This is a genomic window from Ensifer sp. GW823-FHT05D09, assembly GCF_058795755.1.
In genome coordinates this window covers 793,058-817,766 of the sequence record NZ_JBXAIA010000002.1, presented here as the reverse complement: position 1 = coordinate 817,766, position 24,709 = coordinate 793,058, and the positions used below count along the sequence as shown (strand labels likewise).

The window sequence follows — 24,709 nt, the reverse complement described above, 5'->3', positions numbered from 1 at the left end:
CAGTGCGGCAGCGCTGCGTGTGTCGCCGATGCTGACGACCAGGCCCAATTGTGGTAGGAAGTCTCTATTCTAATTGAGATATTTGACATACAACTCCATAGTGTCCTCTATGGATAAGGCAGCAACGAAGAGTTTGCCTCTCGCGCCTGCAGATATGACCGCATTCATTGAGAGTTCGCCCGACGCTGAAACCGTTCCTCTGCATTGAAGAAGGTGCCTGAACAGCATGGGACTTCGATTTCGATGCCGACTGGTGGTCGCGACGCTTGTGTTTCTCGTCTTTGCGTCGACGTCGGCGGCAGCGGTGTCGACCCAACGCATCTTGATCGTCTACGAGAATGACAGCACCTTGTTCGCGGCGGTGGAGGTTGCGGCCGGACTGCGTGCGCAACTCGCATCGGGCGAACCCGGGCATATCGAGATCTACAGCGAATATCTGGACATTGTTCGCTTTCCTTCGGCCGATCGCCTCAAGCACCTTTCCGAAGATCTGGAGGCGAAATATCGCGACGTGCCTCTCGATGTCGTCATCGCGGTTGGGCCGGGGGCGCTGCGCTTCCTCATGGATCGGCGCGACCGGTTGGCAAACGGTGTGCCCATCGTCTTTGGTGCCGTCAGGGATACGTCGGTGAGCGAGCCGTTGCCGGCCAATGTGAAGGGCGTCCTCAGTCGGTTCGATGTCGGCAAGACGCTGCAACTGGCAAGGCAGCTTCAACCGCAGGCGAAGAAGGCGGTTATCGTATCCGGTTCCTCCGGCTTCGATCGGAATTGGGAGGCCACAGCCCGGGCAGCGCTTGGCGATCACCATGCGGGTTTCGACGTCTCGTATGTGTCCGGCCTGTCGCTCGACGGCTTCAAGCAGACCGCAGCCGCGCTGCCGGCCGATGCGGTGATGCTGATACTGTCCATCTTCGAGGATTCGGAGGGAGAAAAGTTCGTCCCGCGTGAAGCTGTTGCTGCGATTGCCAAAGTGTCTGGCGTGCCTGTCTACACGGTCTACAGTTCCTATTTCGGCTCAAACGTTCTGGCAGGCCATGTCGGAACCTTCGATATGATCGGAAGACAGATGGCGGACCTGGCACTCCAGGTGCTGGACGGAGACGCCGCATCGGCCCAGACCACCTTTGCGCGGGAGGCGAACCTGGTGGATTGGCGAGAAATCCAGCGTTGGGGCATCGATCGCGCCATGATCCCTGAGGGAACGCAGATCCTCAACTACGAGCCAACCGCCTGGGAGCGTTACCGGCTGCAGATCCTGATCGCGCTAACGGTGATCGCCGCGCAGACCATGACCATCGGTGCATTGCTCGTTCAGGACAGGCGCCGACGCAGGCTGGAGGAGGCCCTGTCCACCGAGCGGCTCGAACTCGCGCATCTGTCGCGCCGATCGCAGCTCGGCGAACTCTCCGGCGCTCTCGCCCATGAGCTGGCACAGCCGCTCACCTCCATTCTCGCCAATGCCGAGGCCGGCCAGCGGCTCGCCATGGCAGACGCCTTCGATCGCACCGAGGTCAAGGAAATCTTTGATGACATCATTGCCGACGACAAGCGTGCCGCTTCGGTCATCGCGCAATTGCGAAGCATGATGCTGAAGGGCGATGCTTCGCTGGAGGTTCTCGACCTCAACGAGGCCGTGCGCACGACGGTGACGCTGGCGAGCGCCGAGCTCATGGCCCGACGCACCGAGGTGACCGTGATCGAAAGCCCTGGCGAAGAACGTGTGAAGGCAAATCTGGTGCAGCTGCAGCAGGTGATCCTCAACCTGCTCCTGAACGCAGCCGACGCCATGGAGACGATGCCGTCCAAGCAGCGAAAGGTTGAAATCAGCGTGCGCCGGCGCGAAGATGGCACCCGTGAACTGGCTGTCTCCGACAGGGGACCGGGCGTTCCGCCGGAGATGCGCAACGAGGTGTTCAAGCCGTTCGTCAGTACCAAGAAGACCGGGCTCGGTCTTGGGCTTGCGATCTGCCGGTCGATCATCGAGGCGCAAGGTGGGAAACTGTTCTTCGACGACAGCGTTGAGCGCGGCGCGCGCGCCGTGATCGCCTTGCCTGCGGCATAGAGGTGGAGAATGGGCCAGAGCGCCGGAAGCATTTTTCTGCTGGATGACGACGAACTTGTGCTGCGGGCGCTGAAAAGGCTGCTGGGCGCGTCGGGCTATGGCGTCCAAGCGTTTCTGAGTGCCGAAGCGATGCTGGCCTCGAGCGACCTCGATACTGCGGACTGCTTCATCCTTGATCTTGGCCTGCCCGGCATCGACGGGCTCGCCGCACAGCAAGCTCTGACCTCGGGGGGAGGCCGCCGCTCCATCATCTTTCTCACCGGGCGAGGCGATATCCCCGCAAGCGTGAAGGCGATGAAGGCCGGCGCAGTGGACTTCCTGACGAAGCCGGTCGATGCGCAGGCCTTGCTTGCTGCCGTGGAGGTCGCGCTGTCGCGCACACGGGCGGAGCAGGAACAGGAGTGTAGGCGCGCGTCGGTTCGCCGGCGCCTTGAAAGCCTGACGCCGCGGGAAGCCCAGGTTCTGGATCTCGTCGTCGCCGGCAGGCTCAACAAGCAGATCGCCGCCGATCTCGGTACGGTGGAAAAGACGGTCAAGGTCCACCGGGGCCGGATGATGACGAAGATGGGCGTGCGGACCGTCGCCGATCTCGTCCGGCTCGTCGCACTTGCAGACGCAGCGCTCGGGGCATTGGACCCAGGTCCAACTACGACAACGCGGGGTGATGCTGTAAGAATGCTGGATGAGTGAGGAAAGGTCCGCCATTGCGATCGTGGACGACGACGACCTGGTTCGTCGCGCACTTTGTCGCCTTGTCGTCTCCCTGTCCTACAGGGCTATCGCCTTCGCGTCGGGAGAGGCATTCCTGAAGGCGCTCGATAGCGACACGCCGTTCTGCGCGCTGGTCGATCTCCATATGCCTGAGATGAACGGCCTGGAGGTGCTGGTCGAGTTGCGCGCGCGGCGGGCACCGCTCGCGGCGGTGATCATAACCGGTTCGCAAGACGAGAGTGCACGCGAACGCTGTCTGAACGCAGGCGCTGCCGCATTCCTGAAGAAGCCCTTGTCGCGGGATGCCCTTTCGGCCGTCATCGGCGGCTTGCCGTAAGCGGCCTTGCCGATCCGCAGACCTTCAGAGCCGATGTCGTCTCACGCGGGCTTCGTTCCCTCCCGGCAGTCGTCATTTCACGGCTGTCTTATTAACAGCCGGGAAAGTCTTTCTCCTCTAGCATGGTTTCGGGGACACTCTTTACTTAAAGGCGATCAATGTCATTTTTCGGCGTTTCCGGAATGTACTATTCCGGCGAATCCCTTGCTGAGCACCGCATCGTGCTTGCCGAGGACTCCAACCTGTTTTCGTCGATGGTCTCGAAGCGGCTGAAAGAGCTGTTCGACATCGACGTGATCGTCTGCCGCGATTATGACGACCTGCAGTTTGCTGTCGAAAATGCGACATTCCCGGCCTCGCTCGCCATTTCCAACATCAACCTGCCCGGTGCCGAGAATGGCGAGGCGCTCAACTACCTCATCGAGATGAGCGTGCCGACGGTCATCTTCACCGGCTCCTTCCAGGAGTCGACGCGCGAGAAGATCCTGGCGATGGAAATCGTCGACTACGTCATCAAGGACAGCGTCTTTGCCGTCGACATGCTGGCGGAATCGGTCTGCCGGTTTCTCACCAACCACAAGCACCATGTGCTGATCGTCGACGACAGTCCGACGGCACGCGCGCTGCTGACGACGCAGCTGAAGCGCTACAACTTCCGCACCAGCTCGGCGGAAAACGGCGCGGTGGCGCTCGAGATCCTGAAAAACAATCCCGACATCGGCCTTGTCATCACCGACTACAATATGCCCGATATCGATGGCTTCGAACTGACACGGCGCATTCGCAGCGCCTACGGCCCGCACCAGCTGCGCATCATCGGTGTTTCGTCCTCGACCAACCGGCTCCTGTCGGCGCGTTTCCTGAAAGCCGGCGGCAACGACTTTGTCGTGCGCCCGTTCGTCAACGAGGAGTTCTACTGCCGCGTCAACCAGAACCTCGATACGCTGACGAAGATCAAGACCTTGAGCGAAAAGGTAAAAGTCCCGGCGTAAGCCGCAGGGCGGATGCCGCCGGACGGCCCGCCTTTCTTCGTTTCTCGCTTGACCATCGCCTTCTGTTGACGGCGGTGGTGTTCTTCCGTCGGCAAGACAAGCCGGCGCCTTCGCAGATTTCCTGCGCTTGCGACCCCTAAAATTGCCCGGGTTGCGAGAAAAGACTCCTTACGGTTGCTCCATTAACGAAATTGCAATCAGGACCGTCTTCAATCGGCCGCAATAAAAAAGTGGGGACCCGGTACCGCCTGGTCGTGCCAAGACGAAACGTTGGGCGCGATCCGTATCGGGTATAACGGTATATTGGGAGCCAGCGTCGCCCTTTTGGGGCAAGCACGCCTGCGGCTCGAAATCGGGATTTGCAGGGACGTGAGATTGCGCCGCACGCCAGGTCGGATGAATTCTGTGCAGAAGCACAGCGACAAGCGCATGCTACTCATCGAAGATTCCCGCATGTTTGCCACCGCACTGAAGTATGGCCTCGAAACGGTGCATGGAATCCGCGTGACGCACTGCGCCTCGCTGGAGGCGCTACGCCAGGAAATGGCTGCGGATCCGGGCTGCTTTTCGCTCGCTGTGCTCGACCTCAACCTTCCCGATGCGCCCAATTGCGAGGCGCTCGATTTCATCCTCGAAAACAATGTGCCGGCGGTGGTCTTCACTGCGGCGTTCAACGACAGCACGCGCGACCAGATCCTCGGACGCGGTGCTCTCGACTGCGTCATCAAGAACCAGCCGGAATCGATCAATCTCTTGATTGGCGCTGTCGACCGTGCCCTGACCAATGGCAAGACAACTGTGCTGCTTGCCGATTCCGACGCGGTTTCGCGTGAAGAGCTGGCCGGCATTCTGCGCCGGCAACGGATTTCGGTCTGTGAGGTCGGCTCGGCAGCCGACGCGCTGCAGGTGCTCGACTCGGGCGAGGCGATCGATGTGGTCGTCACAGATCTCGATCTTTGCGACATGACCGGCGCGGCGCTGCTTGCCGAAGTGCGTCAGCGCCAGGGCGATGAGGCGCTGCCGGTGATCGCGCTTTCCGACAGTGGCGACCGGCGTATCGGCGCAAAGTTCCTTGAGGCTGGCGGTACGGACTTCATCCAGAAACCGTTCCTGGAGGCCGAATTCAACGGCCGGATCGCCTACGCCGCCGGCATCCAGAAGCGGCTACAGACCCTGCAGCGCCAGGCGGCGAGCGACTACCTGACCGATATCTACAACCGCCGCCATTTCTTCCTGACCGGCCCGCGCCTGGTCGAGCAGTGCCTGCGGCGTGGCGAGACAACTGCGATCGCCATCCTCGACATCGATCATTTCAAGCGGCTGAACGACACTTACGGTCACGAGATCGGCGATGTCGTCCTCAAGCATGTGGCCAAGCGGCTGACGACGCTGGTCGGCGACGAACATCTGCTCGCCCGCCTCGGCGGCGAGGAATTCGGTATCCTGTTCAACGGCTTCGACGTCCAGCGCGCCTTCGCCTTCTGCGAGAAGCTGCGCATCGAACTGGCAAAGTCACGCATCGTTGCTGATGACGAGGAACTGTCGATCACCGTATCGATCGGGCTGGCGACCATCGAGGCGCCCGAATCCTTCGAGAACTATCTGCATGCCGCCGACCAGTTTCTCTACATGGCCAAGCACGCGGGCCGAAACCGCGTGATCTCCGAACTGGCCCTGCTCGACGCGCTGGCGTCGTAACGGGCCGAGACCTGCCATTCTCGGCTGGCCCAGCGGGATAGAACCGTTTCGCACCGCGAAGCGTTGCCTGCCGATGCGGCGGCGATAAATCCCGATGCATTGTCGGCTGCGGATGCGGCGAAACGTCCTTCGGTTATCTGGATAGGATCCAGACTGACAAGGAGGAGCCCGCAGATGACCAATGTTGTCTCAAATCTCTGGTTCGAGAAGGACGCGCTCAAGGCCGTCGAGTTCTATATCTCGCTCGTTCCCGGCTCGGCGATCACCCGCACGACCGTGATGCCGGCGGAGTCGCCGGCGGGTCCGGCCGGCAGCGTCAAGGTGATCGAGTTCACACTGGGCAAGCAGGAGTTCCTGGCGCTCGAGGCCGGGCCGCTCGACCCGTTTAACCATTCGTTCTCGATCATGATCCAGTGCGACACCCAGGAGGAGATCGATCGTCTCTGGAGCGCTTTGCTCGAAAACGGCGGAGAGGTCGAGCAATGCGGCTGGATCCGGGATCGCTGGGGGCTGTGCTGGCAGATCGTACCGAGGGTGCTCGGCGATATGGTCGCTCATTCCGATCGCGACCGCGCCAAACGGGCGACCGAGGCGATGCTCGGCATGATCAAGCTCGATATCGCCGGGTTGGAGCGCGCCTTCCACGCCCGGGTCTGAGCAGGGTCGTCGCGCGCCAGTGCCGGCGGCTTGCGGCAGCGGGGGGCGCTGGCCGATGCTATTTCCGCGCCTGCGGATAGATCGTCTCGCCGCGCTTCAGCATCTCGACGAAGGTTTCGATCTTCTTTCGGCGGCCGGCCTCGGTCTTCATGTTGTGGGTGCGGAAGGCGATCGCGAAGCGGTTCTGAGCGCTGAGCTTTGCAAGCATTTCCTTCGCCTCCGGCTCGGCATCGATCGCCGCCTGCAGGTCGTCGGGGATCTTCATATCCTTGCCGCTGCCATAGGCGCGGTCCCAGCGGCCATCGGCCTTGGCCGCCTCAACCTCTTTCAGGCCGTGCGGGGTCATGCGTCCCTCGGCAATCAGCCGGGCGACGTTGTCGACGTTGATCTGGCTCCAGATGCTCTTCCTGCCGCGTGGGGTGTAGCGCTGCAGGAAGCTTTTGTCGTCGAGGCCCTTGCGCACGCCGTCAATCCAGCCCCAGCACAGGATCACGTCGATCGCTTCCTTCGGCGTGATCGATTTCAGCCCGGAGCTGACCTTGTGGATCTTGATCCAGACCTCGGTTTCGCTCGCGTGGTTGGCGCCAAGCCAGGCATAGAAGCGCTCCTTGTCCTCGAATTCGCGGACTTTTTCAGGGTCGATGATCACGGGTGCCATAGGGCGGCTTGCTCCTGGTCGTGGCGTGTCTGGGACCAACGGGACGCTGCTGCGCTGATGATTCCCCAGGGTTGTAACATCAAGGCTAAATCGCGCGCGGGCAAGCGAACCGCGGCGAACTATTCTGCAAGGTGCAAACACGGAACAGGCGACGGAACTCAGCGCGGAGATGGTTGCCAAGGCTGAAGCTTGGGCTTTCTTCCCGTCATCCTCCGGCCCGAACCACGGCGCGGAAAGGTGTCTGTCGCGGCCGTTGACCGTAGCTTTTGACAGCAAAAAGGGCGGATAAATCCGCCCTTTGTCTTTTCTCCGTCGTTTGTTCCTACCGCGCCATTTGCAGCGTCAGCTTGCGGTCGGCGCGCTCCTGCTGCGGCGAGCGGTTGTAGAGTTCGCGATAACACTTGGAGAAGTGCGACGCGGAGACGAAACCGCAAGCGACGGCGACCTCGACGACCGGCATCGACGACTGGATAAGCAGGTGGCGGGCGCGGTCGAGGCGGATCTCCAGATAGTAGCGGGCAGGGGACCGGCCCATTTCCTGGCGGAACAGCCGTTCGATCTGCCGGCGCGACAGGTCGGCGCCTTCGGCGATCTCCAAAAGCGACAGCGGTTCGGCAAGGTTGCCTTCCATCAGTTCGATGATCGACAGCACCTTGGCATTCTGGACACCGAGACGGGCGCGCAGCGGCAGCCGCTGGCGATCGTGGGGTCCGCGCACGCGGTCGGTCAGCGCCTGTTCGCAGACGCGGTTGACGAGGTTCTCGCCGAAATCCTGGTCGATCAGGTTCAGCATCATATCGAGCGAGGCGGTGCCGCCGGCGCAGGTATAGATGTTGCTGTCGATCTCGTAGAGGTCGGCATAGACATCGACCTGCGGAAAATTCTCTGAGAATCCCGGCAGGTTTTCCCAGTGGATGGCGCAGCGCTTGCCCGTCAAAAGGCCAGCAGACGCCAGCACATGGGCGCCCGTACAGAGGCTGCCGACGGCGACGCCGCGGTTGTAGACTTCGCGCAGCCAGGCATTGACCGACTTGTTGTTGAAATCCTCGACGTAGATGCCGGAACAGACCAGCACCATCGACGGACGGTTCTCACCGCCCAGGAACTTGCGTTCGTCGGCGAGAGACGAGTTGACCTCAAGGGCGATACCACTCGAGGAGAGAACCTTTTCGCCGTCGGTCGAGGTGAGGCGCCACGTATAGGCCTCGTAACCGAGCATGCGATTGGCGATGCGGAGCGTTTCGATGGCAGCCGAAAACGGCAGCATGGAAAAGTTCGGAACCAGGAAGAAGACGATGGAACGCTTTTTGGTCAAGGGCTTGTTCATGAGGCTTCCCATGCTTGGCGATGCCGTATATTCGTCGCTTGGAAGATACTCTTCGGCTTGTCTGTTTGCGACATTGACATGGAAAGCAGCGACCGCAAAGACATTTCGCATTGCGACATGGGGCGGGAAAAGGCGGCCGCGCAGGGCTTTCAGGCTTTTGTAAGGAAAGCGACAGATTTCGCAGCGCGATTGACGCTATCTGACAAGAACTGCCAGAGATACGCAATAATCATAAAGCTCTCGTCACGGTTGTGTTTGCCGATTGCGACTTTTACGGCGGATGGGGCGGGTGTCGGTATGAGACAAGTCGACCCGTCTGTCGACAGGAGGCGCGGGAAACGTATCAAGTACTCTGACGGAGGGGCGACGCCTCAAGCCGAGCGGGCGTTGCCTGCTGCATTCAAGGTCCGCTAGCGGATGCCCGGCGCAAGCTCGAAAAGACGGGCCAGTTGCTGCTCGCCGTCCCAGGCTGATGGCTTGTCTGCAAATCGTCCTCGCCAACGCAAAGCCGGGCCCCACGCAGCGCGATAGGCTCGCAACGAAGCGCCGATGCCATCCTTGGCAGCCTTTGGGGAGGCTCCAGGGACGTCGTCGAAACCTGGCTCCCACAGGCAGCATGGGCAAATCGTGATTCCTACCAATCCACCGCACTCGTCGTAGGCCGCAACGCGGGCGTAATCCGGATAGCCGCATGCGGGACAAAGAAGGCGTCCGACCTGATCGCGGACATTGAATTGACAAGCATCGATCATGCATCGAACCTACATCATCAGGTGCGCTTTCCGAAATCTCATCTTCCGCGTATTCAGCCCGGGCTTTGTAGGGTGCATGTCTTGCCGAATGGCGACGCTGGCCTGGCTTTGCCGGCACGGCGCAGTGCCCCGTTGCCCGGGACTACAAATCGGCGCCGCAGATTCCGGCCCTGCACGCTGGGGAGCCATCCGTGCAACGAAAAAGGGCGCCGCCATCAGAGCGACACCCTTCATTGTATTCGACTGCTTTGACCGCCCAGAGGGCAAGCCGTCACGTCATTGCTCGGACTTATGCACCGCATCGTCCATCGACGGGAAGCCGATGTCCTTCAGCGTGTCATAGGACAGGTTTTCCAGTGCGCGTTCCTGGCGATGACGCTTCCACGCTGCCCAGGCACGAACCTGCAGATTGAAGAGACCCGGAAGGGACGAGTGGGAGGATGCCCGTTCCGAGGCCGATGAAAACTGAGAATTGGACATTTCATGGCTCCTTCTGAGTGTCTCAGCAGGTCGCGACCATGACGGTACTTGTGCCGCAACCTGACTTATCATTCCAGCGAATATGTTTGATGCTTTTCATCAAACGTGGTGATCTATGAGCGAGTCCGTAAACATCACGTCGTCGCGAACTCGCCTCGGCAGTTTGGCCAGTTCGCGCTGGGCTTCCACCCGATATCGAGCGATCTGCCTTTGCTGTCGATGCCTGACAACACCGTCTAGGACGGCTATGACCTGGGTAAGGGCGTTGAGGACCATGTCTTTGCTCCTGCTGTACTGTTTTTGTACCACTGCCTGCGACGTGGCGCTGTTACTGCGGGAACTCTTCGAGGCGGCGATAATAAGTGCTGCGGACATGGGCTTCTCCTTCCTTTGGCGTCCTTGCAACTTGACTATCGGTCTTTGCTGATGTTCAATCAAACGAAATGATGTGAACCTTTCTTTCAGTTTTATTGAATGAGGATGCCGCCATGAACATGATGATGCGCCACGCGCTTCCGCTCCTTGAAATGGATGTGCTGAAGACTTTCGTCGCCATCGCCGAAACGGGCAACTTCACCACTGCGGCCGAAACGGTCTACCGCACGCCGTCGGCGGTCTCGATGCAGATCAAGAAGCTCGAGGAGCTGCTTGGCTGTACGCTGTTCCTGCGCGACGCGCGCTCGGTGTCTTTGACGCCGAAAGGCGAGATGCTCCTGGGCTTCGCCCGCCGCCTGCTGGCACTCAACAATGAAACCGTGTCGCGCTTCCTGTTGCCGGATATGAACGGCGTTGTGCGCGTCGGGGCGCCTGAGGATGTCGGCGAGCGCATCCTGCCCGAGGTGCTGAAGCGCTTTGCCGAATCCTATCCGAACGTAACCGTCGACGTGTCGATCGGCATGAGCACCGCCATGCGCAAGCGTGTCGACGAGCATCGCCTCGACATTGCCATCTTCAACAGCCTGACCGATGTCGCGCCGAAGAATGCCGAGATCCTGATGCAGGAGAAGCTGGTCTGGGCCGGCGTCAAGTGTGGAAATGCCCACCTGAAGGACCCGCTGCCAGTGTCGATGTGGGAAGATGGCTGTGTGTGGCGCGCCGATGCGGTGGAAAAGCTGTCGCGTGCCGGCCGCAAGTTTCGCATTGCGTTCCTGAGTGCCTACACGACCGGCCAGCGTGCCGCCGTGCTCGCCGGCCTCGCGATCGCGCCGCTGCCGCGTTATCTCGTCCACGGCGAGATGGTGCAGCTTGGCGAGCGCGACGGTCTGCCGGACCTCGGCCACTACGATATCGGTTTGCAGGTGATCGATAGCGCCTCGGCGCCGGTGCTCGCGGTGGCCGATCACGTTCGCGACGCTTTCGCCGAACTGAGGATGCAGGCGGGCGAGGTGCGGCTTGCGTCAGCCGTGGCCTGAGCCAGAGGGGGCTTCCGTCACGTCGTCATGCGTTGATCGACGCGCAAGGGGGATGTCTGATGGCCCGCGATGACCAGCCGCGACCCATTCTCGATCCGATCGATCGGCTCTCGGAGATCATCTTCGGGCTGCTGATGGTGCTGTCCTTCACCGGCACCATGAGTGCGGCTGTGGGCGGCGGCGAAAAGGTCAATGCCGTGCTGATCGCCGCCTTCGGCTGCAATCTCGCCTGGGGCATCGTCGATGGCGTCATGCATGTGCTGACGACGGCGGTGGAGCGGGTGAAGCGTCAGGGCTTCATCGAGACGCTGCAGCGCGAACCTTTGCCGCGGGCACGCGACGTGTTTTACGACAACCTGCCCGATGACGTTCGCTCGGTCGCGTCGCAAGCCGAGATGGATGCGCTGTTGCTTCGGGTCCGTGCCTTGCCGGCCGCAGCCCGCCAGAGGGTCGTCACGGGTGGTGACCTCAAGGCAGCGTTCGCCATCTTTGCGCTTGTCGCCATCTCGACGCTGCCGCCGAGCATTCCCTTCCTGTTCATCGATCAGATCGACGTGGCCATGCGGGTGTCGAACGCCATCGCGCTCGTCATGCTCTTTGTCATCGGTGCCCGGCTGGGGCAGTACATGGGCCGCAGCCCCTGGCCAATGGCGTTTACGATGACGGCGATCGGCGGCGTGCTTGTCGCCGTGACGATCGCGCTGGGTGGCTAGACTGGCATGTGATTGTTGATATCTTGAGTCATTTCTAAGTTCTATATTATTGAAATCATGTCATTTGTCGGATGGCGCAGTTCGCCGAAACTTCCGCGTTGCCGATAGCAGTCCCTTGGTTGTTTTCCATAAGTAGAAGCTTATAATAAGCCATGGCTTATGAAGGCAGGGTGCTTGTCGCGCTCGCCGATCCCACCCGGCGGGCGATCATCGAAAAACTCGCGACCGGCGGCTGCTCGGTTGCAGAGATCGCCCGGTCCTTGCCAGTGTCCCAGCCGGCGATATCTCAGCACCTGAAGGTGCTGAAGCAGGCAGGCCTCGTTCGCGACACACCGTCAGGCGCGCGCCGCATCTATTCGATCGACCGGGATGGCTTGCGTCCGCTGCGCCAATGGCTCGATCGTTTCTGGGGCGATCAGCTCGCGGCGTTCAAGGCGCTGGCCGACCTGGATGGAGCCATCTGAGCGTCGGCATGGCGCGAGACGCAGCCGGTGAGACAAACGGGAGGCCGTGACATGCACCGCATCGAACCTGCGCCGGTGCGCAAATCCGTGACCGTCGGCGTGCTGCCGCAGCGCGCCTTCGAGATCTTCGTTTCATATATGGGCGAGTGGTGGCTGAAGAGCCACAGCCTGACGGCAAGCGGACAGACGACCGTCGTGGTCGAGCCGTTTTCGGGAGGTCGCTGGTACGAGATCGGCAATTCCGGCGAAGAGAAGGAATGGGGGCGGGTGCTGGCCTGCGAGCCGCCGAAGCGCATTGTCTTCGCCTGGCAACTCAATGCCGAATGGGTCTTCGATCCGGATTTCCAGACCGAGGTGGAAGTGATCTTCGAACCCGCGACCGACGGCGGCACGGTGGTGCGGCTCGAACATCGCGACCTGGCGAACTATGGCGCCAAGGCGAACGAGGCGCGCACGTCGCTCGATTCCGAAGGTGGCTGGGCAGGGTTGCTGGGAGCGTTTGCGGCGCAGGCTGCGTGAGGCGCCGCGGTTCCATGGCCTTTGTGGAAGCAGCCAGTATCCCGCTGCCGCGACCTCTCCTCGCAGGCGGGGAGAGGTTGGGAGGCTAAAGGGGGCGTCGGTTTCTGGCAGTGTCGTTACGGAGCTGCGGCGCGGGGCGTCCTACTCCCGGCTGCGTCTCCGTCTGCGGCCACCGCCTTCGCCGTCGTCCGCCGCCACCTTGGGCTCCGGCCAGGTGACGACCTGAGACAGTTTCGGGAAGGCATCGACCTTGTTGGGCATCGCCATGGCGTTGATGAAATGCTCCTGAAACTTTGATTCAAGAGCCGTCTCTATCTTCTCGATTTTGCTGACGGTTTGCTCGATCTCGCGGCGGTGGCCCCGGTTCAGGAGCGCCATCAGCGCGCCGGTGCCGGCGGCGTTGCCGACGGCCTTCACTTCCTCGAGGTCGCAGTCCGGGATCAGGCCCAGCACCATGGCGTATTTCGGATCGATGAAGGAGCCGAAGGCGCCGGCAAATCGGATGGTGTCGACATGGTCGATCTCGAGCTTCTCCATCAAGAGCTTGATACCGGCATAAAGGGCAGCCTTCGCGAGCTGGATGGCGCGGATGTCGTTCTGCGTCACGGTGATGCGCTGTTGGCCTTCATGCAGCAGGTAGGAGAAGGTGCGGCCGTTCGGGATGATGCGCGGGCTTTTTGCCGCCATTGCGCCGTCAACGACACCGTCCTGCGAGATGATGCCGGAGAGATACATCTCGGCGACGATCTCGATGATCGCCGATCCGCAGATGCCGGTGACGCCGACTGCAGCCGCCGCCTCGGCAAAACCGTCCTCGTCAGACCATTTCTCGACGCCGATGACGCGGAAGCGCGGCTCAAGCGTTTCGGGATCGATGCGCACGCGCTCGATCGCGCCGGGTGCTGCACGCTGGCCGGAGGAGATTTCGGCACCTTCGAAGGCTGGGCCCGTGGGCGAGGAGGCCGCGACGACGCGGTCCCTGTTGCCAAGCACGATCTCGGCATTGGTGCCGACATCGACGAGCAGCATCATCTTGTCCTGGCGGTACGGGCCTTCCGACAGCGTGGCGCCGGCCGCATCGGCGCCGACATGGCCGGCGATGCAGGGCAGCATGTAGAGGCGCGCGCCGCGATTGACGTCGATGTCGATCTCGTGGGCCCAATATTGCAGCGCGCCAGAGACGGCGAGCGCAAACGGCGCCTGGCCGAGTTCGGTCGGGTCGATGCCGAGGAACAGGTGGTGCATGATCGGGTTGCCGACGAAGACCATGTCGAGAATGTCGTGGCGGTCGACCTCGCCCTCGGCGCAGACCTTGCCGATCAGACCGTTGACCGCCTCGCGCACCGCCTTGGTCATGGCCTCGCGGCCATCCGGGTTCATCATCACGTAGGACACGCGGCTCATCAGATCCTCGCCGAAGCGGATCTGCGGGTTCGAAGTGCCGGACGAGCCGACGATGCGGCCCGACAGCAGCGAGACGAGATGCATGGCGATGGTCGTCGAGCCGATGTCGCAGGCGATGCCATAGGCCTCGTTCTTCAGTCCCGGCCACAGGCCGACGATGAAGGGCCGCGAGGAATCCATGTCGCGGTGGATGGCGGCGGTGACTGCCCAGTTGCCCTTACGCAGGATGCCCTGCACCTGCGGGATCAGGTGCGGCGCGATCAGCAGGTCCTTCCAGCCCCAGTCCTTTTCCAGCATCACCTTGAGGCGGTCGAGATCGCCGAGCGGCTTGTGCATGTCGGGTTCGTCGACCTCGACATAGCAGAGCTGGACGGCGGCGTTGCGCTCGATCACGCGGTCGCTCGCCGCCTTGCGCACCACCTGCGCGTTGATGACGGTATCCTGCGGCACGTCGATGACGAGATCGCCGAGGATCTGGGCGGAGCAGGAGAGGCGGCGCCCGTCAGGCAGTTCGCGCACCGAGGCGTAGCGCTGCTCCTTCGGGCCGAGAGGCGAAATATGGTCGTTGGAAGAGACGATCTTGTGCTTGGCGAAATTGCCTTCCTGCACCTCGATCTGACAGCGCCCGCAGGTGGCGCGGCCACCGCACACGCTTTCGACATAGACCCCGAGCGAGCGGGCGGCATCGAGCACCGGCGTGCCGACCGGGAAGCGGCCACGCTTGCCCGAGGGCATGAAGAGAACGAGGGGATCCTTATGCGCGGCTTCGGTCATGTTGGTCTCGATCTCGGAAGTGCCTTCGATGCGCATTCTGTTCTGTCTTTCCTGAAGCCCGCTTCGACTGGTGAGGCGAAGCACGGGTAAACGGCTTCAGACTGCACCGGAATGCAGCCTGATAGTTGTCAGATCCCGACATGGAAAGATCTGCGAGCATCATTTCGTCAGGGGCGCGCTGTCGCGGCCGTATCCGTTCACGACGACTTGCGCGACAGCCGCCTTGCATTGCCGCGCACCCGCTTGCCATAGGGCTTGAGCGCGGCAGAGGCAATCGCCGTTCCACCCAGGCCAAAGGATGCATTGCCGCCGGTCATCAGCCGCATCGTATTGTCGAAGGCGGCGCGCCAGAGCGCCATGTTCACGGCAATCGCGCTCTCGGCGGTGGCGGCGATCTTCTCCGACACCATGCGGGTAATCTCGGTCGAATCCTGGCTCTTGCCGGTCATTGCCGCCATCTGCATTTCGTGCAGTCGAAGCGCGATCACGAAGGGGGCTTCGAACCAGAGCGTAAAGGTGTCCAGGTGAAGTCGGCGCGTTGTCATCGTTGATCCCTACTCTTGTGCCGCGACAGCGGCGGTCGGATGCCTGACTATGATGCCGTGGTCAGATTTGCCGCCGCGATTGCCCAGGCAAGCGCGGCTGCCAGTGAGATAGAGCTTGCCCAGGAAAAGATCTTTATGACCCACCCCTGGGAACCGAAGTCGATCCTCTTCGTGAATGCTGCCATCAATATGACGGCGAGCACGGCGAGGTTTACAATCAGGACCGCCAGAACATGGATCCTGAGGTCAGCGTAGAACCTTTCGAACCCGGCCGCATCCTCAACTAACGCATATCTTGCGATGAGGACCAAGGGAACAATCAGGGCGAAGAGGCGCAGGTCGCTTCTCGTGACCGGATTGTTCCTTGGCTCGCAGTTCGACGCAGGGCGAAAACCTATTCGCTTGCCGCAGCGCCACCGGTGCGCGCGGCGCGCCCGCCGCGACGGCCGCCGGAGGCTGCCGGAGCCGCTGTCGCCGCCACGGCATGGCCGCCTTCTGCCGGCTTGTGGTCGCGATAGGTCCTGATCCAGTTGGTGCAGTTGGCGTCGGTGCCGTTCAGAACGTTTGCGGCGCGAACGGCTTCCATTTCCTGCGGGCGGCAGGGGTTCATGATCGCGGACGTCATGCCGGCGCCGATGACCATGGGGATGAAGCCGGCGTTGATGCCGTGGCGATGGGGCAGGCCGAAGGAGATGTTGGAGAGGCCGCAGGTGGTGTTGACCTTCAGCTCCTCGCGCAGACGGCGCAGAAGCGCAAACACCTGCCGGCCAGCGTCGCCCAGCGCACCGATCGGCATCACCAGCGGATCGACGACGATGTCGTGCGGCTTGATGCCGTAATCCATGGCGCGCTCGACGATTTTCTTGGCAACGGCGAAGCGCACGTCCGGATCCATCGAAATGCCGGTCTCGTCGTTGGAGATCGCGACGACAGGCACATCGTATTTCTTGCAGAGCGGCAGGATCGCTTCGAGCTTTTCCTCTTCGCCGGTGACGGAATTGACCAGTGGCCGACCCTTGGCCACCTTCAACGCCGCCTCGATCGCGGCCGACACGGAGCTGTCGATCGACAGTGGCACGTCGACGAGGCCCTGGACGATCTCCAGCGTCTTGACCAGCAGCGGCGGTTCGGTCTCGTTCGGGTTGACCGCGGTGACGCCGGCATTGACGTCGAGCATCGTTGCGCCGGCGGCGACCTGTTCCAGCGCGTCCTTGATGACGGTGTCGAAATTGCCCTCGATCATCTCCGCGGCCAGCTTCTTGCGGCCGGTCGGGTTGATGCGCTCGCCGATGACGCAGAAGGGCTGGTCGAAGCCGATGATGATTTCGCGGGTGGCGGAAGCGACGATGGTACGGGTCATGTAAGATCCTTTGATCCTGTGGCGTCGGGTTTCGTTGTCTCACCCGTGATCGATGAAAGCGGCCGGGTCTGCCGGCGCCGGTGTGTCTACAATTGTTTCAGTGGGGGTGGTGGGCTGCAGCGCCTGCCATCTCCTGCTGGTTTTCTTCCTTGCCTTCGCGAATGTGCTCCAGCCGTTCGGCCACCAGCGCATCGGCCGGCAGCGTTTCGCGTTTCCAGGGCTGGCGACCCTTCAATACGCCTGATTCATGCACGATCTCTGCGACATATTCTTCCTGGCGATAGGCCATGACGTGGACGCCGGAGACGCCTTCGATCTCCTTGACCTCGTTGATGATGTCGATGCAGAGCTGCTTGCCTTCCTTCTTCTGGTCCTGTGCGCCTTCGAGCCGCGCGATGATGCTGTCGGGAATGTGGATTCCCGGCACGTTGGAGCGGATCCAGCGAGCGGTCTTGGCCGACGCCATCGGTCCGACACCGACGAGGATGAAGCATTTTTCGTCGAGGCCGAGGTCGCGCACCTTCTTCATGTATTCGCGAAACATCGGCACGTCGAAGCAGTACTGGCTCTGCACGAACTGCGCGCCGGCCTCGATCTTCTTGGCGAGACGGTAGGGGCGGAAGTCGTAGGGCGGGGCAAAGGGGTTGATGGCGGCGCCGAGAAACACCTGTGGCGGCGTCGTCAACTTGCGGCCCGACAGGAACTTGGAATTGTCGCGCATGATGCGCACGGTTTCGAGCAGCGACATGCAATCGAGGTCGAAGACCGGCTTGGCGCCGGGCTGGTCGCCGGCCTGCACGCCGTCTCCGGTCAGGCACATGACATTCTGCACGCCCATGGCGGACGCACCGAGCACGTCGCCCTGGATGGCAATGCGGTTCTTGTCGCGGCAGGCGATCTGCATGATCGGGGCGTAGCCCATGCGTGTCAGCAGTGCGCAGATGCCAACGGACGACATGTGGCAGTTGGCGCCGGAGGCATCGACCGCATTGATGCCGTCGACCCAGCCGTCGAAGATCGCCGCGCGCTCGTAGACATCCTGCGGGTTGGCGCTGTCGGGCGGGTTGAGTTCGGCGGTCACGGCGAACTCGCCGCGGCGCAGCACGCGCTCGAGCCGCCCGCGAGAGGAATGGCCGGGCAGCGGGTCGAGCGGGGCGCCTGGATCGTGTGGATTGTAATCGGGGCTCATGCCTGCTTCTCTTTCGCCTGTGCTTCACGCCGGGCAGCCGCTTCGGCCGTCACCCGCAGCCAGGAGGAGGTTTCGCGCAGCGACTGGTTGACCGGCTTCTGCACGTTCAGGATCGCATCACCCTTCGTCATGTTCTGCGAGCCTTTCCACGCCTGCACCCATACGCAGGGCATGTCCGGCTCGACCTCGCAGTTGCCGTTGGCGCGCACACCGCCGCAGGGGCCGTTGCGCAACTGCTTCGGACAGTTCATCGGGCAGGACATGCCGGTCGACGACAATGCGCACTGGCCGCACATGCGACAGTCGAACAGAAAACCTTTGACGTGGCGTTCGACGAAGGTCACCGGCCGCTCGACGCGTCCGTAGCCGATCGCGTTCCAGAGCGGATGCAGAAGCAGGAACAGGTCGGCGAAGCGGTTGTAGAACCATTCGAGGAAGCGCGAGTTGCGCACGGCCCAGAGGCGAACCGTGTATTTGTGGCGCGAGCGACGGCTCGGCGAGACGCCTGATGGCGTAAAGGCGCCGGTCGCAGCCTTGGCGGCGGCCGCTGCATTGCCCTTGACGATCTTCGCCTCTGCCGCTCCTGCGATCTTCGGCTCAGCCATTGTCGCGGCCCCCGGATTTGACGAGAGCGACCAGGCGTTCGCGATCAAAGGCCGCTTCGAGTTCGGCGGCGGCGCGATCGGCTTCCGCCTCCAGGTCGTCGGAGACAGGCTCGGGCTCGGCCTTGCGCCATTCCGCAAGGTAGTCGTCGGTTTCGGCGGCACCCGTGCGCATGGCGCACATGTCGATCGCCTCGGTGAAGCGCAGCGAAAGCTCGCGCTTGGCGGTCGTGCGGCCCTTCTTGATGATCACCTGGGCCGGGATGTCGCGCCAGTAGACGATTATGCGATCTGCCATCGGGTGTCGTTCTCCTCTTCCTGCGACAATGCTTATGTCCGGGCGTCGTGGCTCATCTCGCCACGACGTTGGATATGTCCAAAAACGACGCCGGCGCAGAACGTCGCAAGCCCCTGGCACTCTACGCGTTGCGGCGATGCGGACAAGCCCGCGCTTCGGGATATCCATCGCCTGGGGAGTACCAGAAATTTCAGGGTCTTAGGGCCAGCGGGCGGCCAGATGCGGCAAGCGACCAGCGGTCGATTGCGGGTGTTTTTCCTACCAGATGTCGCGCCGAATTCCGGTCCATAGCCAGGTCCAGATCGGTGGATGATACCATTGTTGCGACGGGCCTGCGACATCGAGTGGCCGCAACCGGCCCTTGAGGGCGTCGTCGAGGGCGGCGATGGCGATGTCGGTCGAAGCGGCCGTCTGCAGCAGCGGATAGGTGTGCATGGTATCGCGGGGATCAGGCGTCTGGCGCGACTGGTAGAGGATGCTGCCGGTGTCGACGCCTTCGTCCACCAGATGCACGGTCGCGCCGAAATTGCCGACGTCGTGACTGACGCGGGCCCAATAGCCGCCCATCAGGCCGCGATAGCGCGGATTGATGCCGGCATGGAAATTGATCACAGGGCAGGGGATCTGCGCCAGGGCCGCCGGCTTCAGCATGCGGCAACTGATGAGAAAGACGACCTTTGGTGCGAGCTGCCGGATATGGGCGACCGCCTCGTTGTCATTGATCGAAAGGATCTGCCGCACTGGCACACGCGGGTCGGGTGTTGCCGATGCGCCGTAGAGCCGCAGGATTTCGTGCGCCCGCTTCCGGGTAAAGCGCTTGCCGAAACGCGAGGCAACCATGGTCGCCAGTTGTCCGAGGGCCATCGGCCAGCCGAGCTTTCGTGCCCGCCGGCGCAGGAATAGTCCCTTGGATTCCGGCTGTTCCTGGAGAACGACGATATCGTCAAAACGCGCGGCGAGCGCATTGATCATGACCCACGGATTTTCACCGCCTGCCGTCATGATAACGACGCGGCCCGACTGCTTGCCGGTTGTGTTCGTTTCGTGTTGTGCGTCCGCCATGCCGGTCCCTGATGCGTTGCTCGCAACAGGTATGGCGGCTGCCCCGTTACCGGCGGCTTAAGGACGGGCCCATCGGAGGCGATACAGGTTTTGGCCTGCAGGCCGGCGATGTGCTGTGGTGTTGATCCTAGCGGAAGTCCGCGGCCGTCAGGACGTAAATCGTCCGGCGCCCGTGGGCGTAGGCTGCTTTTGCGACGTCGTAGATCTTGGTGCGTGCGGCGTCGAACGCGTTCAGGCAGGCCGCCTCGGTCGTTCGGGTCGGTGCGCCGTGCGCGAGTGCTTCCGCCTCGACGTAGAAGGGCACTTCCAACATGCCATCGTGGCCGAGGAAGCGAACGGCTTTTCTTGTATCGTCGAAACTTCGGCTTTGGTTTGGGAAGCTCAGCGTCATGGGATGGTCCTTTCAGGCTGTAGACCGCCGCGGCAAGCGGTCGGTCGGGTGGTGAGTGCGGATAGGTCTTCGGCTTCGTGATGTGCCGTCACAGGATCCGGCCAAAAAGGATCGTCGCAATGACGACAGCGATGGCGACCGCAACGGCGATCCAGGCAAACAGGCCACGATAGTCGAAGAGGTAGATCTGAGCCGGTATGTGGTACTTCATGATCGCCTCCTGTAGCTGAACCCGTCGCATGGCCTGCACGTTGGTCCTTACAGGATATGCGTTCGCCTGAACGTCCGTTCGGCGAGCGCTGGCCCATCCTTGCCGGTGCCGACGATCATTTCGAGATTGCCCTCATCCGTCACCCGCTCATGGATTTCGCGGCTGCTCTGCACGCGATACTGGAGCGCATTGTCGCGGATCGGCAAGGTCGCGGTAATGCGGTAGGTTTCGCCGGTCATCGATTCCCGCGTCAACGCCCCCTTGGAGCGCACGAGCTGCCCAACGTGAAAACGGTGGATCGGCGGCGCGTCGGCCGGGCCGCGGATGATGCGTTTCGTGAAAGAGAGCGTATTCATAGTAGTCTCGATCCTCCTCAAGCGTTCGTAAGAGCAACCGGCAGGAACAGCCGTCGCGCACTTTCGCGCTGGCTGCCGACGGATGAATGATGCTCGTTGCAATGGAGCGGACGAACAAACGGATCGAAAGAGATCTGCCTCGTCACGAAGCGCTTGCCGCAAGCACTGAAACCGAGCTTGCTGTCTGTCGAGAATTTAGGGGATTGGGGCGGTTCGACGTTCTGATACCGCGAAAGCCACATTCGGCCAAATCAACTTAGTTCTACCATAGCGCGTCGATTGAGTTTCAATTGAGGCGGTCGTGCATGCTGGCCGAAGTGCGCTCTGCTATTCGTCCGGCTTGATCGATATCCCTCTGGAGTTGCAGCTTTCTCCGCCGAGGGATCAGCTGTTCTCTGTGGCCTGGAATGCGACGAAGCGGATCGACGTGGCGATGATGAACCACCAGAAGCTCCCGAGCGAACGGTGGGGGCCACCTGGCCAGGGCGAGGGTGGTTCAGAACCGGGGACATTCCGCCAAGTTGATTCCGGAGCATCTTGGCCGCGGCCGGTGATTCCACTTGAAAGCAGGATGCTCTAAGCTCAAACATGAGTTGCGGCAAATTCCGGGTGGTCACGTTTGCCGTGCCGACGTCGTCGCATCCGCACGGTGTCTCAAAAAAATCGGGGGTGGTCCATTGATTGATTCAAAGCCTGGTATCGTGGATCAGGTCCTCGCCGATTTGATCAGTGACCAAATTGAGAAACGTCAAGCAACCGAGCTTCGAGCCGTGCTCTCAACAGGTAACGAGATCACCATGCATGGGAAATTCACCATCGGCCGTGATTTCATCATTTACAGAACAGCCAAGGACGATAACGGCCGGTGGGCGATGACGCCGTTCTCCCACATCGTGCAATTGATCGTTTGACCCGGTAATTCCGCCGCCCCTCGCAAGCAAGAAATGTGGTACACTTTCTTCCATTGCTATGCGGCGACCGGATACCTGAAAATGCTCCTGAACCGCACGGACCGCGAGGCCATAAGGAAGGCGCCCGCGCGTCTCCTTGCCAGAAAAGTTCGACCTGACAACGGCGACGAATGCTGCAACCTGCATTCACAGCGCTCCGAATATGGAGGAAGGCGCCATGTCAACTCGTCTCGTTTTCTCTCTGCTCATCGTCACCATGACTATCCTATTGGTCTGGGCATTCAGGCCTGCGACTATCATGTTCACAGGGGCCGCGCCGACAACGCAGTCTGACAGCCTGACCCAGTGAACATCATAGAACGTTGCCGACCTGCGGGCTCGTCTGGTTCTGCCCGTCTCTGCATAGGTGCGGGCTTGCTTTCAGCCCGTCAAGTTGGTGCCGTCATGGAACCGCCACTGAAGCTACGCGTTCCTGTGCGTTAGACTTCGGGCACTACCGGCATTCCGCTGGCATCCCCGATGGGAAAAAATCATGAAAACGCTTCTAATCGCATTGGGCGTAGCCGCTGCTACGTCATGGTCGGCTTATGCCGCCGAACCGGCCAAGATGGTCGACACGAAGGTGGGCAAGGTCATGACCACGGGAAACGGCATGACCCTCTACACGTTCGACAAGGACACCAAGGGCAAGTCGAACTGCGACACCGATTGCCTGAAGATGTGGCCGGCGTTCCATGCCGCCGCGAAATCGAAGGCTGAAGGCGAGTGGTCGCTGGTCAAGGACGCGGCCGGCAAGGAGATGTGGGCCTACGACGGCAAGCCGCTTTATACGTATGCCGAAGACAAGAAGGCCGGAGACGTCAAGGGTGACGGCGTCAACGGTGTCTGGCGCCGCGCCAAGTAAATTGCCGACACTCAAAGCCCGATTGACGAAGGGCGGCCACAGGGCCGCCCTTCGTTGCTTGATGCCTGCTTGAGATTCAGGCTTTGGCCGGCTCTATAGGGTCAAGCCGGCTTTTTGGGCTAAGCCGCTTTTTCTGCATTCTGGTTGACGACCTTGGTGGCGATCGCGGTCAGAGCAATGTCCGTTGCCTGTTCTTCGTCGAGCGTCGTCTGAAGAAGCTTGGCGGCATCTTTCATGCCCAGTTCCAGCGCCCAGGTGCGCAATGTGCCATAGCGTGACATTTCGTAATGCTCGACAGCCTGTGCGGCAGCAAGCAATCCGGCGTCGAGCGCGGGCGAGCCTTCGTACTCGTCCATGACCGAGGCGCCTTCCTTGGTGATGCCCATGATGGCGTCACATGTCTTCTTTTCTGGCTTCTTGCCGATGATCTTGAAGACCTCTTCCAGCCGCTCGACGTGAACCTTGGTCTCTGTGAGATGTTTGATGAATGCATCCTTGAGCGGCTTGCTCTTGGCGGCATCCCGCATCTTCGGCAGCGTGTCGATGATCTTGCTCTCGGCGAAGTAGACGTCCTTCAATGTGTTGTGAAAAAGCACGTCCAGTGTTTTGATTTCCTTGGCCATGATGGCTCCTGTGGTTAGAGGGTTCTCTGCCATGCTCCAGGCGACGTGCCTGGTCGTGCTGGCTGCCCGTGAGGGGCGGCCAGGTAGTTTGAGGTCAGATGGTTGGAGGACGGCGCTAGCTGCGTGGGGCTAGACGGCTAGCGAGTGTCTCGATGATAAGGAGCACCCGTTTTTACCGTTTGGCCGGGATCGCGGCCCTCGCGGGTTCTTGCTGTACGGATGTCGACGATCGAATGGCTCTTGGCTGCGGATGGAATGCGCCGCGTCTCGTGCCAAAGGGCACATTCGAGAAGAGACGATTCATCTGTGTTGCCGAACCGGAGTTCATCCATGATGAACCTCGCCAAGCGATCGGCCTGTATGCCGCGTTCCTGGAGTCGTGTCTTCAAACAGGTCGCTTCGAAAACCCGCCGCACCACTGAAAGTTCGCTGGGGCTGAGATGGTGGCCCGTCAGGCTGGGTAGTGTGTGCATCGCATTCTCCCGTTTGGAACAAAGAAGCTGATGGCCGCCCCGTTGACGTTCAAGGGGCGGTCCGGCGGGAGATCTCGGGGACGATTGAGACTGCGCCGCCTTCATCATCCCATCGATCGATCGCTTCGGCTTTCGTCTGCGCCGGCGTCTGATGCTCTCCTTTCGACGCACTGCCACGCTCGACAAGCGCTGCAGCGAGCATTTCGCGGCTATTGATGCCGTTTTCGAGCGCTGCCATCAGGAAGCGCGTCGCGGCGTTCCTTCCGCTTGGATCTGCCTTGGCCGTGGTTCCATAGAAGCCGGCGGCCGTGAGCACCTCGACCAACAGGTTGAGGTCGTCTGCATCAAGATAATATTTGGGATGGCTGGAAGACATGACGTCCTCCTTTTGTTGGGGCACAGGCACATAGACCCGTTCGCGACAGCGCCCGCTTCAATCGCTGTCGACCAAATACCCTGCGCGCAATATCGCACGGAGGCAACCGACATAAGTCAAGCGCGGATCATAAGCGCGTTATCATCGAGTGTCGTGCCGTTACCAGCTTTCGGGCGTCCATAGCGTTAGCGAGATCGAGCCTGCGGGGGCCGGCTTTCGCGAAGATTTCACGCGCCGCGAGCGGCGCCAGGCTGTAGGCCAGAATGAACTCTTCCAGATCGTAGACGGCATCCCAGCCGCGCAGCAGTGCCTCTTTTTCATACTTGATATGTCTGGTCATTGAACGCTCCCGCGTGTCGAATCTCGGCGCAAAGACGGCCATTTGTCAGGCGGCAGAGGAAGCGTCAGAAAGGTATATGTCCTTTCTAAACGGACTGGGCAGAACTTG

Annotated in this window: 31 protein-coding genes; 12 read left to right on the top strand and 19 right to left on the bottom strand. The window is 61.4% G+C overall.

Annotation, left to right across the window (positions count from 1 at the left end):
- The first annotated feature begins 226 nt into the window (after positions 1–226).
- From AC1Q80_RS09715 to AC1Q80_RS09690, 6 genes are all read left to right on the top strand, one after another.
- A complete protein-coding gene (locus AC1Q80_RS09715; RefSeq protein ID WP_492360272.1) occupies positions 227–2,062 on the top strand; it encodes a sensor histidine kinase in 1,836 nt (611 codons plus the stop codon).
- A gap of 9 nt (positions 2,063–2,071) precedes the next feature.
- Positions 2,072–2,752, top strand: a complete 681-nt coding sequence (locus tag AC1Q80_RS09710; protein ID WP_492360271.1) for a response regulator transcription factor — start codon at positions 2,072–2,074, stop codon at positions 2,750–2,752.
- Positions 2,745–3,110: a response regulator transcription factor gene (locus tag AC1Q80_RS09705; RefSeq protein WP_173420326.1), complete on the top strand. Its 366-nt coding sequence runs from the start codon at positions 2,745–2,747 to the stop codon at positions 3,108–3,110. Before AC1Q80_RS09710 ends, AC1Q80_RS09705 begins: the two co-directional genes overlap by 8 nt.
- 158 nt (positions 3,111–3,268) lie before the next feature.
- Positions 3,269–4,102 carry a response regulator gene (locus AC1Q80_RS09700; protein ID WP_173420325.1) on the top strand — a complete coding sequence of 278 codons (834 nt, stop codon included), beginning with the start codon at positions 3,269–3,271 and terminating at the stop codon, positions 4,100–4,102.
- Between the two features lie 396 nt (positions 4,103–4,498).
- On the top strand, positions 4,499–5,800 hold the full coding sequence (locus AC1Q80_RS09695) for a GGDEF domain-containing protein (RefSeq protein ID WP_492360270.1): 1,302 nt from the start codon (positions 4,499–4,501) through the stop codon (positions 5,798–5,800).
- A gap of 174 nt (positions 5,801–5,974) precedes the next feature.
- The gene (locus tag AC1Q80_RS09690; RefSeq protein ID WP_209791416.1) at positions 5,975–6,457 is read left to right on the top strand and encodes a VOC family protein; all 483 of its coding nucleotides are present in this window, start codon (positions 5,975–5,977) and stop codon (positions 6,455–6,457) included.
- Positions 6,458–6,515: 58 nt separating this feature from the next.
- On the opposite strand, the gene AC1Q80_RS09685 is transcribed toward AC1Q80_RS09690, so the two are convergent.
- The 4 genes from AC1Q80_RS09685 to AC1Q80_RS09670 form a co-directional block, all read right to left on the bottom strand.
- Positions 6,516–7,115: a YdeI/OmpD-associated family protein gene (locus AC1Q80_RS09685; protein WP_492360269.1), complete on the bottom strand. Its 600-nt coding sequence runs from the start codon at positions 7,113–7,115 to the stop codon at positions 6,516–6,518.
- Positions 7,116–7,437: 322 nt separating this feature from the next.
- Positions 7,438–8,442 carry a GlxA family transcriptional regulator gene (locus AC1Q80_RS09680; protein ID WP_173420322.1) on the bottom strand — a complete coding sequence of 335 codons (1,005 nt, stop codon included), beginning with the start codon at positions 8,440–8,442 and terminating at the stop codon, positions 7,438–7,440.
- Between the two features lie 1,028 nt (positions 8,443–9,470).
- Positions 9,471–9,674 (bottom strand): hypothetical protein, encoded by a 204-nt coding sequence (locus AC1Q80_RS09675; protein WP_173420321.1) that lies wholly within the window; start codon positions 9,672–9,674, stop codon positions 9,471–9,473.
- Positions 9,675–9,773: 99 nt separating this feature from the next.
- Positions 9,774–10,049 carry a hypothetical protein gene (locus AC1Q80_RS09670; protein ID WP_492360268.1) on the bottom strand — a complete coding sequence of 92 codons (276 nt, stop codon included), beginning with the start codon at positions 10,047–10,049 and terminating at the stop codon, positions 9,774–9,776.
- A gap of 113 nt (positions 10,050–10,162) precedes the next feature.
- On the opposite strand from AC1Q80_RS09670, the gene AC1Q80_RS09665 reads away from it, so the two are divergent.
- The 4 genes from AC1Q80_RS09665 (at position 10,163) to AC1Q80_RS09650 (ending at position 12,782) form a co-directional block, all read left to right on the top strand.
- Positions 10,163–11,086, top strand: coding sequence for a LysR substrate-binding domain-containing protein (locus AC1Q80_RS09665; RefSeq protein WP_173420319.1), 924 nt, complete (start codon positions 10,163–10,165; stop codon positions 11,084–11,086).
- A 59-nt stretch (positions 11,087–11,145) separates the two neighbouring features.
- Positions 11,146–11,799 carry a VIT1/CCC1 transporter family protein gene (locus AC1Q80_RS09660; protein ID WP_492360267.1) on the top strand — a complete coding sequence of 218 codons (654 nt, stop codon included), beginning with the start codon at positions 11,146–11,148 and terminating at the stop codon, positions 11,797–11,799.
- A gap of 152 nt (positions 11,800–11,951) precedes the next feature.
- Entirely contained in the window at positions 11,952–12,263 is a 312-nt protein-coding gene (locus AC1Q80_RS09655; protein ID WP_492360266.1) for an ArsR/SmtB family transcription factor, read from the top strand.
- A gap of 51 nt (positions 12,264–12,314) precedes the next feature.
- A complete protein-coding gene (locus AC1Q80_RS09650) occupies positions 12,315–12,782 on the top strand; it encodes an SRPBCC family protein (protein ID WP_492360265.1) in 468 nt (155 codons plus the stop codon).
- A gap of 141 nt (positions 12,783–12,923) precedes the next feature.
- Here the strand turns inward: AC1Q80_RS09650 and AC1Q80_RS09645 are convergent, their stop codons facing one another.
- From AC1Q80_RS09645 to AC1Q80_RS09595, 11 genes are all read right to left on the bottom strand, one after another.
- Entirely contained in the window at positions 12,924–14,996 is a 2,073-nt protein-coding gene (locus AC1Q80_RS09645; RefSeq protein ID WP_492360264.1) for an ASKHA domain-containing protein, read from the bottom strand.
- A gap of 161 nt (positions 14,997–15,157) precedes the next feature.
- Entirely contained in the window at positions 15,158–15,505 is a 348-nt protein-coding gene (locus tag AC1Q80_RS09640; RefSeq protein WP_209791411.1) for a hypothetical protein, read from the bottom strand.
- A 47-nt stretch (positions 15,506–15,552) separates the two neighbouring features.
- A complete protein-coding gene (locus AC1Q80_RS09635) occupies positions 15,553–15,816 on the bottom strand; it encodes a hypothetical protein (protein WP_209791410.1) in 264 nt (87 codons plus the stop codon).
- Positions 15,817–15,899: 83 nt separating this feature from the next.
- Complete coding sequence (locus AC1Q80_RS09630) at positions 15,900–16,865, bottom strand: methyltetrahydrofolate cobalamin methyltransferase (RefSeq protein WP_492360263.1); 966 nt, start codon at positions 16,863–16,865, stop codon at positions 15,900–15,902.
- 97 nt (positions 16,866–16,962) lie between these two features.
- Positions 16,963–18,054, bottom strand: a complete 1,092-nt coding sequence (locus AC1Q80_RS09625) for a methylenetetrahydrofolate reductase (protein WP_173420312.1) — start codon at positions 18,052–18,054, stop codon at positions 16,963–16,965.
- Positions 18,051–18,659 (bottom strand): methylenetetrahydrofolate reductase C-terminal domain-containing protein, encoded by a 609-nt coding sequence (locus tag AC1Q80_RS09620; RefSeq protein ID WP_492360262.1) that lies wholly within the window; start codon positions 18,657–18,659, stop codon positions 18,051–18,053. The genes AC1Q80_RS09625 and AC1Q80_RS09620 overlap by 4 nt, the downstream gene beginning before the upstream one ends.
- Positions 18,652–18,954 carry a virulence factor gene (locus tag AC1Q80_RS09615; protein WP_077503872.1) on the bottom strand — a complete coding sequence of 101 codons (303 nt, stop codon included), beginning with the start codon at positions 18,952–18,954 and terminating at the stop codon, positions 18,652–18,654. Before AC1Q80_RS09615 ends, AC1Q80_RS09620 begins: the two co-directional genes overlap by 8 nt.
- 258 nt (positions 18,955–19,212) lie before the next feature.
- Complete coding sequence (locus AC1Q80_RS09610) at positions 19,213–20,016, bottom strand: formyl transferase (protein ID WP_492360261.1); 804 nt, start codon at positions 20,014–20,016, stop codon at positions 19,213–19,215.
- A 127-nt stretch (positions 20,017–20,143) separates the two neighbouring features.
- The gene (locus AC1Q80_RS09605) at positions 20,144–20,407 is read right to left on the bottom strand and encodes a DUF1488 family protein (RefSeq protein WP_173420309.1); all 264 of its coding nucleotides are present in this window, start codon (positions 20,405–20,407) and stop codon (positions 20,144–20,146) included.
- Between the two features lie 88 nt (positions 20,408–20,495).
- Complete coding sequence (locus tag AC1Q80_RS09600; RefSeq protein WP_268833748.1) at positions 20,496–20,618, bottom strand: hypothetical protein; 123 nt, start codon at positions 20,616–20,618, stop codon at positions 20,496–20,498.
- Positions 20,619–20,665: 47 nt separating this feature from the next.
- Positions 20,666–20,974 carry a hypothetical protein gene (locus tag AC1Q80_RS09595; protein ID WP_173420308.1) on the bottom strand — a complete coding sequence of 103 codons (309 nt, stop codon included), beginning with the start codon at positions 20,972–20,974 and terminating at the stop codon, positions 20,666–20,668.
- Between the two features lie 680 nt (positions 20,975–21,654).
- Here AC1Q80_RS09595 and AC1Q80_RS09590 point away from each other — a divergent pair.
- Both AC1Q80_RS09590 and AC1Q80_RS09585 read left to right on the top strand, forming a co-directional pair.
- The gene (locus AC1Q80_RS09590) at positions 21,655–21,885 is read left to right on the top strand and encodes a hypothetical protein (protein WP_171986890.1); all 231 of its coding nucleotides are present in this window, start codon (positions 21,655–21,657) and stop codon (positions 21,883–21,885) included.
- 532 nt (positions 21,886–22,417) lie between these two features.
- Entirely contained in the window at positions 22,418–22,789 is a 372-nt protein-coding gene (locus AC1Q80_RS09585; protein ID WP_209791407.1) for a COG4315 family predicted lipoprotein, read from the top strand.
- Positions 22,790–22,908: 119 nt separating this feature from the next.
- On the opposite strand, the gene AC1Q80_RS09580 is transcribed toward AC1Q80_RS09585, so the two are convergent.
- The 4 genes from AC1Q80_RS09580 to AC1Q80_RS09565 form a co-directional block, all read right to left on the bottom strand.
- Positions 22,909–23,412, bottom strand: a complete 504-nt coding sequence (locus AC1Q80_RS09580; protein ID WP_173420306.1) for a YciE/YciF ferroxidase family protein — start codon at positions 23,410–23,412, stop codon at positions 22,909–22,911.
- A gap of 137 nt (positions 23,413–23,549) precedes the next feature.
- Positions 23,550–23,885 (bottom strand): hypothetical protein, encoded by a 336-nt coding sequence (locus tag AC1Q80_RS09575; RefSeq protein WP_492360260.1) that lies wholly within the window; start codon positions 23,883–23,885, stop codon positions 23,550–23,552.
- 49 nt (positions 23,886–23,934) lie between these two features.
- Entirely contained in the window at positions 23,935–24,261 is a 327-nt protein-coding gene (locus AC1Q80_RS09570) for a hypothetical protein (protein ID WP_492360259.1), read from the bottom strand.
- Between the two features lie 127 nt (positions 24,262–24,388).
- Positions 24,389–24,601, bottom strand: coding sequence for a hypothetical protein (locus tag AC1Q80_RS09565; RefSeq protein ID WP_173420303.1), 213 nt, complete (start codon positions 24,599–24,601; stop codon positions 24,389–24,391).
- Positions 24,602–24,709: the final 108 nt, after the last annotated feature.

Bases quoted from the DNA above. Each gene is read 5' to 3' on its own strand.
- AC1Q80_RS09570 (WP_492360259.1), bottom strand. From the start codon at position 24,261: ATGTCTTCCAGCCATCCCAAATATTATCTTGATGCAGACGACCTCAAC.
- AC1Q80_RS09585 (WP_209791407.1), top strand. From the start codon at position 22,418: ATGAAAACGCTTCTAATCGCATTGGGCGTAGCCGCTGCTACGTCATGG.
- AC1Q80_RS09705 (WP_173420326.1), top strand. From the start codon at position 2,745: ATGAGTGAGGAAAGGTCCGCCATTGCGATCGTGGACGACGACGACCTG.
- AC1Q80_RS09700 (WP_173420325.1), top strand. From the start codon at position 3,269: ATGTCATTTTTCGGCGTTTCCGGAATGTACTATTCCGGCGAATCCCTT.
- AC1Q80_RS09605 (WP_173420309.1), bottom strand. From the start codon at position 20,407: ATGACGCTGAGCTTCCCAAACCAAAGCCGAAGTTTCGACGATACAAGA.
- AC1Q80_RS09685 (WP_492360269.1), bottom strand. From the start codon at position 7,115: ATGGCACCCGTGATCATCGACCCTGAAAAAGTCCGCGAATTCGAGGAC.
- AC1Q80_RS09715 (WP_492360272.1), top strand. From the start codon at position 227: ATGGGACTTCGATTTCGATGCCGACTGGTGGTCGCGACGCTTGTGTTT.
- AC1Q80_RS09625 (WP_173420312.1), bottom strand. From the start codon at position 18,054: ATGAGCCCCGATTACAATCCACACGATCCAGGCGCCCCGCTCGACCCG.
- AC1Q80_RS09630 (WP_492360263.1), bottom strand. From the start codon at position 16,865: ATGACCCGTACCATCGTCGCTTCCGCCACCCGCGAAATCATCATCGGC.
- AC1Q80_RS09710 (WP_492360271.1), top strand. From the start codon at position 2,072: ATGGGCCAGAGCGCCGGAAGCATTTTTCTGCTGGATGACGACGAACTT.
- AC1Q80_RS09695 (WP_492360270.1), top strand. From the start codon at position 4,499: ATGAATTCTGTGCAGAAGCACAGCGACAAGCGCATGCTACTCATCGAA.
- AC1Q80_RS09690 (WP_209791416.1), top strand. From the start codon at position 5,975: ATGACCAATGTTGTCTCAAATCTCTGGTTCGAGAAGGACGCGCTCAAG.
- AC1Q80_RS09670 (WP_492360268.1), bottom strand. From the start codon at position 10,049: ATGTCCGCAGCACTTATTATCGCCGCCTCGAAGAGTTCCCGCAGTAAC.
- AC1Q80_RS09655 (WP_492360266.1), top strand. From the start codon at position 11,952: ATGGCTTATGAAGGCAGGGTGCTTGTCGCGCTCGCCGATCCCACCCGG.
- AC1Q80_RS09575 (WP_492360260.1), bottom strand. From the start codon at position 23,885: ATGCACACACTACCCAGCCTGACGGGCCACCATCTCAGCCCCAGCGAA.
- AC1Q80_RS09610 (WP_492360261.1), bottom strand. From the start codon at position 20,016: ATGGCGGACGCACAACACGAAACGAACACAACCGGCAAGCAGTCGGGC.
- AC1Q80_RS09565 (WP_173420303.1), bottom strand. From the start codon at position 24,601: ATGACCAGACATATCAAGTATGAAAAAGAGGCACTGCTGCGCGGCTGG.
- AC1Q80_RS09650 (WP_492360265.1), top strand. From the start codon at position 12,315: ATGCACCGCATCGAACCTGCGCCGGTGCGCAAATCCGTGACCGTCGGC.
- AC1Q80_RS09640 (WP_209791411.1), bottom strand. From the start codon at position 15,505: ATGACAACGCGCCGACTTCACCTGGACACCTTTACGCTCTGGTTCGAA.
- AC1Q80_RS09645 (WP_492360264.1), bottom strand. From the start codon at position 14,996: ATGCGCATCGAAGGCACTTCCGAGATCGAGACCAACATGACCGAAGCC.
- AC1Q80_RS09620 (WP_492360262.1), bottom strand. From the start codon at position 18,659: ATGGCTGAGCCGAAGATCGCAGGAGCGGCAGAGGCGAAGATCGTCAAG.
- AC1Q80_RS09595 (WP_173420308.1), bottom strand. From the start codon at position 20,974: ATGAATACGCTCTCTTTCACGAAACGCATCATCCGCGGCCCGGCCGAC.
- AC1Q80_RS09665 (WP_173420319.1), top strand. From the start codon at position 10,163: ATGAACATGATGATGCGCCACGCGCTTCCGCTCCTTGAAATGGATGTG.
- AC1Q80_RS09580 (WP_173420306.1), bottom strand. From the start codon at position 23,412: ATGGCCAAGGAAATCAAAACACTGGACGTGCTTTTTCACAACACATTG.
- AC1Q80_RS09600 (WP_268833748.1), bottom strand. From the start codon at position 20,618: ATGAAGTACCACATACCGGCTCAGATCTACCTCTTCGACTATCGTGGC.
- AC1Q80_RS09660 (WP_492360267.1), top strand. From the start codon at position 11,146: ATGGCCCGCGATGACCAGCCGCGACCCATTCTCGATCCGATCGATCGG.
- AC1Q80_RS09675 (WP_173420321.1), bottom strand. From the start codon at position 9,674: ATGTCCAATTCTCAGTTTTCATCGGCCTCGGAACGGGCATCCTCCCAC.
- AC1Q80_RS09680 (WP_173420322.1), bottom strand. From the start codon at position 8,442: ATGAACAAGCCCTTGACCAAAAAGCGTTCCATCGTCTTCTTCCTGGTT.
- AC1Q80_RS09615 (WP_077503872.1), bottom strand. From the start codon at position 18,954: ATGGCAGATCGCATAATCGTCTACTGGCGCGACATCCCGGCCCAGGTG.